Consider the following 4,602-nt stretch of genomic DNA (forward strand, 5'->3'; position numbering starts at 1 on the left):
CTGCCCCGCTGAGGAAAGTGTATCCTGCTCCGGCAACTATCTGAGCCATAATGATTGTCCAAAACAGGGGGATCGCTCCTTCAATTACGAAGCTGAGACCGACAATCATCATACCGAGTATTACGGATTTCTTCCTGCCGGCAGAATCGGCGAAGACGCCGGTAGGGATCTCGAAGATCAGAGCGGAGGTTTCTACAACCGTTCCCACAAGAACCAGCTGGAGAGGGTTGAGGCCGACACGCTGGACATAATATACGCCGCTTATCGCAAAGACCATATTGAAGAAGAAATAGACAAATCCCGCGTACAAATAGTAGATTCTCTCTGCCTTCATAGTTCTCCCTCTAAGTCTAGACATCTGAGAAGCCAGTCACCTGCGGTGGCCAGTTCCGACGCTACGCGTCCAGGTTGTTCGTTCTTGGAATCAGATCCCGGATCAAGTCCGGGATGACAGCGAATGGTTATTTCAAAAGACTCTGTCGTTATAAATGCGATGAGTCCTCGAAAAAACACTCTCATGATGATAACATTTGGAAATCCCTAAAGCATCACATTCTGTCATCCTTTGAGAAGATCGGTTCTTCGTTCCGACGCTACGCGTCCAGGTTGTTCGTTCTTGGAATCAGATCCCGGATCAAGTCCGGGATGACAGCGAATGGTTATTTCAAAAGATTCTGTCGTCATAAATGCGATGAGTCCTCGAAAAAACACTCTCATGATGATAACGTTTGGAAACTCTAAAGCATCACATTCTGTCATTCTGACAAAGCTTCTGGTCAGAATCTCGATCTTCACGTGAAAACAACGGCTTCATTGACCGTGAAGCGGAACTGACCTCGTTAAATCGGTTTGGTATTCTTGTAGTCTTTCTCGCCACTGCTTGCAGTGACTGGCCTGCACTAGCAGACTGGCTCCTGAAGATCCGCTGCACGCTTAAGAACATGAACCCGCTGATCGCTGCCAAAGACAACGTTGCCCGTCAACGGTCCACCGCCCTCCGGGAAGAGTCCAGGATTATGGAAGAAGCAATCTGGACTAATTAGGGTCTTAGCTTCCCCATTGTACTGTTGCTATCTACAGTTCTATTCAAACTTTCGGTCATGATCAATATCAAGAGAGCAAACATTGTAAGGTATACAGGGTAGAATCCAATACTCAAATTGCCTGCAATTAGTCCAAACAATGGAGGCATGAAAGTGGTACCTGAGTATGCGCTTGCCATCTGGATTCCAATAATGGCCTGGGAGTTTTTCTTTCCGAAGTTCGATGGCGTTGCGTGAATTATGGAAGGATATATAGGCGCACAACCTAAACCGATTACAATCAATCCCAGTAAAGCAACTTCTGTATTGAATGGAGTGCCAACCATTACTACGCCTACGGTCATTACAACAATCCCGTAACGGATCAATTTCCTGTCTCCAAATCTATCTGCAACGAAGCCGTTCAGGAACCGGCCGCAAGTTATTCCCATATAGAAGAGCGATGCAAACATTGCTGCAGTCTCTACGTCGACTCCACGATACTCGACGAGATAAGTACTTGCCCAGAGTCCCGTAGTTGTTTCAAGGGCACAGTACCCGAAAAATGCGATCAAGATAGAGGGAACGCCCTTGATCTTCACTGCTTTAGCAATAGTCAGTGGCTTCGAAGTGCTTTTTCCGGAATCTATCAAATCGATTTTCCCGTTCTTCCATTTCTGCAAAGTGGCGAACAGAATCATAGTCAACATGATCTGAATAACTGCAACCGTTGCGTACCCTCCCCGCCAACCGAGCCGTGTTCCGAGGGAAAAGCTCATAATATACGGACTGATGGATGCCCCGACTCCCCAGAATGAATGAAGCCAGCTCATATGCCGCGAAGCGTAATGCAAGGCGACATAATTGTTGAGGGCCGCATCGATTGCTCCGGCACCCAGGCCGTAAGGCACCGCGAAAAGGCAGATGATAATGAAAGACTTCGACAAGGAAAACCCAAGAAGAGCCACCGCAGTCATTGCAACGCTTATGGAAGTGACAAGTCCCGTTCCCAATTTTCGCGTAAAACGGTCTGACATGAGACTGGCAGCAATCGTACCACCAGAAATAATCATGGAGACAATACCCGCAAACGACAGTGGAACGTTGAATGAATCCTTCATAGCGGGCCATGCAGAGCCTAGCAACGAATCTGGCAAGCCAAGACTTACAAATGCGATGTAGATAATGACTAGCAAAAGCGAAAACATATGCACCCTCTCAAACTCGATTGAGTCATTTAACAATACTTCGCCGGTATTTGCGAAGACTTCGCTACTATGAAGAAATCGCGGTGAACGATTCCAGCTTCAATTAACTGAATTAAACTCAAGAAGTGTGGAAACCCTTATTGGGATTGCCCTTTTCATTATCAAAGTTCACACGTTCATCTTAGGAATTATCATATCTCAATTTCGTGCTCATGCGCGGTTATATTGAGCTGAATGTCATTCTTGTGCTCCGCGGTTGCAATGTATCTCCATGTCTATTCTGAAAAATCAGTTTGAGAGCTGATTATCATCGCAAACCGCAAGAACAAGGGAGGGCAAAGCCCTCCCAATGAATTACAGTTCTGAGCTTTTTTAGTCGAGCAGGTCTATAACTTCCTGTGGAAGTTCGCCTATTGCTTCGAGATTAGTCTTGTTGTATACATCTACTAGGTTCGCCTTCACTACCGGGTATACTCTGCTTACGAAGTAACCCTGGGCGATTTCAGTGTTGCCGAGATACCACTTAATGGCTGCGTTGACTGAATTCTCTCCCATTTCAATACAGTCGGCCTCTGCGGCTCCGATGATCGGGTTATCCGGGTCTGCGATGTACTGAGCTCCAGCCTTTCCTCCCAGGTCGGGTGCTGCCACAATGACCTCACCGAGCCTGCCAAGAGAAAGAACTGCTTCAGCAGCGCCAGTGGCAACTCCCATCATCCAGGTTCCCCACATGGCATCGATTTCGGGATACTTCTGCAGTAGACCAATAGCCAGATCAAAAGACTGAGATGGATCTGTGAAACCTGCCTTGCCGACTACCTTTATGTCCGGATACTTTGCAAATGTATCTTCCGCACCCTTTAGCCTCATAACGTTTGTCCACTGTTCCAGGGCAAAGTAGATAAGACCGACTTCTCCCTTGTAACCCATGGCGTAGGCAAGGATTTCTGCAGCTGCAGCGCCCTGGCCATAACCATCGGCATCAACGAGACCAATATAGTACTCTTCGTTCTGAAGTCCTGCAGGAGTTGTCCAGTTGTGAAGCTGAGGAACGCCCGCTTTAGCAAGTTCGACGAATGAAGGGCCTAATGTCACTGCTTCCCAGGCCTGCGCAACGACGAAACCAATGTCATCGGCCTTTCCTGCCAGGGTAGTTACCTGGTCGATCTGATCGGCTATTGAGTTGGAACCCATGAAGCTTATCTCGGGTTTGCCGATAGAGGCCAGAACCTTGTTCATACCAAATCTGTTAAGGGTCTCTGTCATGTCCAAGCTCGCGCCCATGAAGTAATATTGACCGAGATCCAGCGCCTTTGCTTTTTCGATTTCTTCTGCAGTCAGCTCTAGGTCTCCAGCTCCTCTTACTGGTTCGCCATTTGGACCTGCCGGAGTCCAGACCTGATGGAACTGCTTCTCCATCAACTGAATGAGTTCTAGCGGGACATCTCTGAATTTCTCAGCTGCAAGGGCTGCTGACCCGGCAACGGCTAAGAAAGTAACTAACAGAACGATTGCTAAGCTCTTTCTCAACATCTTTACACCTCCATTAGATAGTTTGGTGCTTCTTACCTCCCAAAGAAACTTGCTTCGATTGGGTTCCCAAGTCTGTCAAAGATTCCAACTAAAACAGGCTTGTGACTCTGAATACCTTTGATAATGGCTACGTTTGCTCTGGAGACGAACACCTGATTCCGTAGACCATAGATCACGGAATCTCCCACGGAGAATTCGACTTCCCTGTTTCCATACAGAGTCCCGTAGTAATCAATGTAGCCCGATCTCTCGGCAAGGATCTTCCTTTCAAGTATCAAATCCACATTGTTTCCCGAGAGCGCACCAAGCCTGTGATTATGATAGAGCGTTGACCAGATGCCCATTGGTGAATCGCCGCTCATTAGGCCTCCTCCAATTGCATACGCGTCATCACCATCAACATGCGAAATCTCTGATAAATACAGCCAGGCAGGTTTCTCGGGCAAATCCTCGAACGCGTGCCACGGAGTCGTACCGGTGAACGCGTTCCCGGGTTCTACATGGGTTACCCCAAGTTCTCTGAACTGGTCCATCATCTGTGCCGAACTGTCTCCGGGCGCGTTTATCTGTACTATTCTTAGCCCCAGTTCCTTCTCCAGAGCCTTCACCGAGCGCTTCAGGGTGAACAGATTCGGCATGGGCATCGTCTTTCTCGCTTTTACATCAAATCTGAAGCATGGAAAACTTGTAACTCCGACAACTCTCACCGATGGGAGCCGGCAGATTTTGCCGACAGTTCCCAGTAGATCTTCTTCCCTTATACCTCCGAACTGAAATGGATAGAAGAAATCACCCTTACCTACAACTCGTATCAGCAAGTTCTGAACTATTCCCAGATC

3 protein-coding genes are annotated in these 4,602 nt (G+C 47.8%); all 3 read right to left on the reverse strand.

The window, feature by feature from the left end; genetic code table 11:
* Positions 1–334: MFS transporter (locus ENN47_01685; protein ID HDP76898.1), on the reverse strand; the 334-nt coding region annotated here is incomplete at its 3' end.
* A gap of 705 nt (positions 335–1,039) precedes the next feature.
* Positions 1,040–2,230: an MFS transporter gene (locus tag ENN47_01690; GenBank protein ID HDP76899.1), complete on the reverse strand. Its 1,191-nt coding sequence runs from the start codon at positions 2,228–2,230 to the stop codon at positions 1,040–1,042.
* A gap of 372 nt (positions 2,231–2,602) precedes the next feature.
* Positions 2,603–3,763 (reverse strand): hypothetical protein, encoded by a 1,161-nt coding sequence (locus ENN47_01695; protein ID HDP76900.1) that lies wholly within the window; start codon positions 3,761–3,763, stop codon positions 2,603–2,605.
* Positions 3,764–4,602 lie beyond the last annotated feature (839 nt).

Origin of the sequence: Mesotoga infera (assembly GCA_011045915.1) — a bacterium.
In the GTDB taxonomy this organism is placed as follows: domain Bacteria; phylum Thermotogota; class Thermotogae; order Petrotogales; family Kosmotogaceae; genus Mesotoga; species Mesotoga infera_D.

Coding starts and splice junctions, on each gene's coding strand:
- ENN47_01695 (HDP76900.1), bottom strand. CDS start 3,763: ATGTTGAGAAAGAGCTTAGCAATCGTTCTGTTAGTTACTTTCTTAGCC.
- ENN47_01690 (HDP76899.1), bottom strand. CDS start 2,230: ATGTTTTCGCTTTTGCTAGTCATTATCTACATCGCATTTGTAAGTCTT.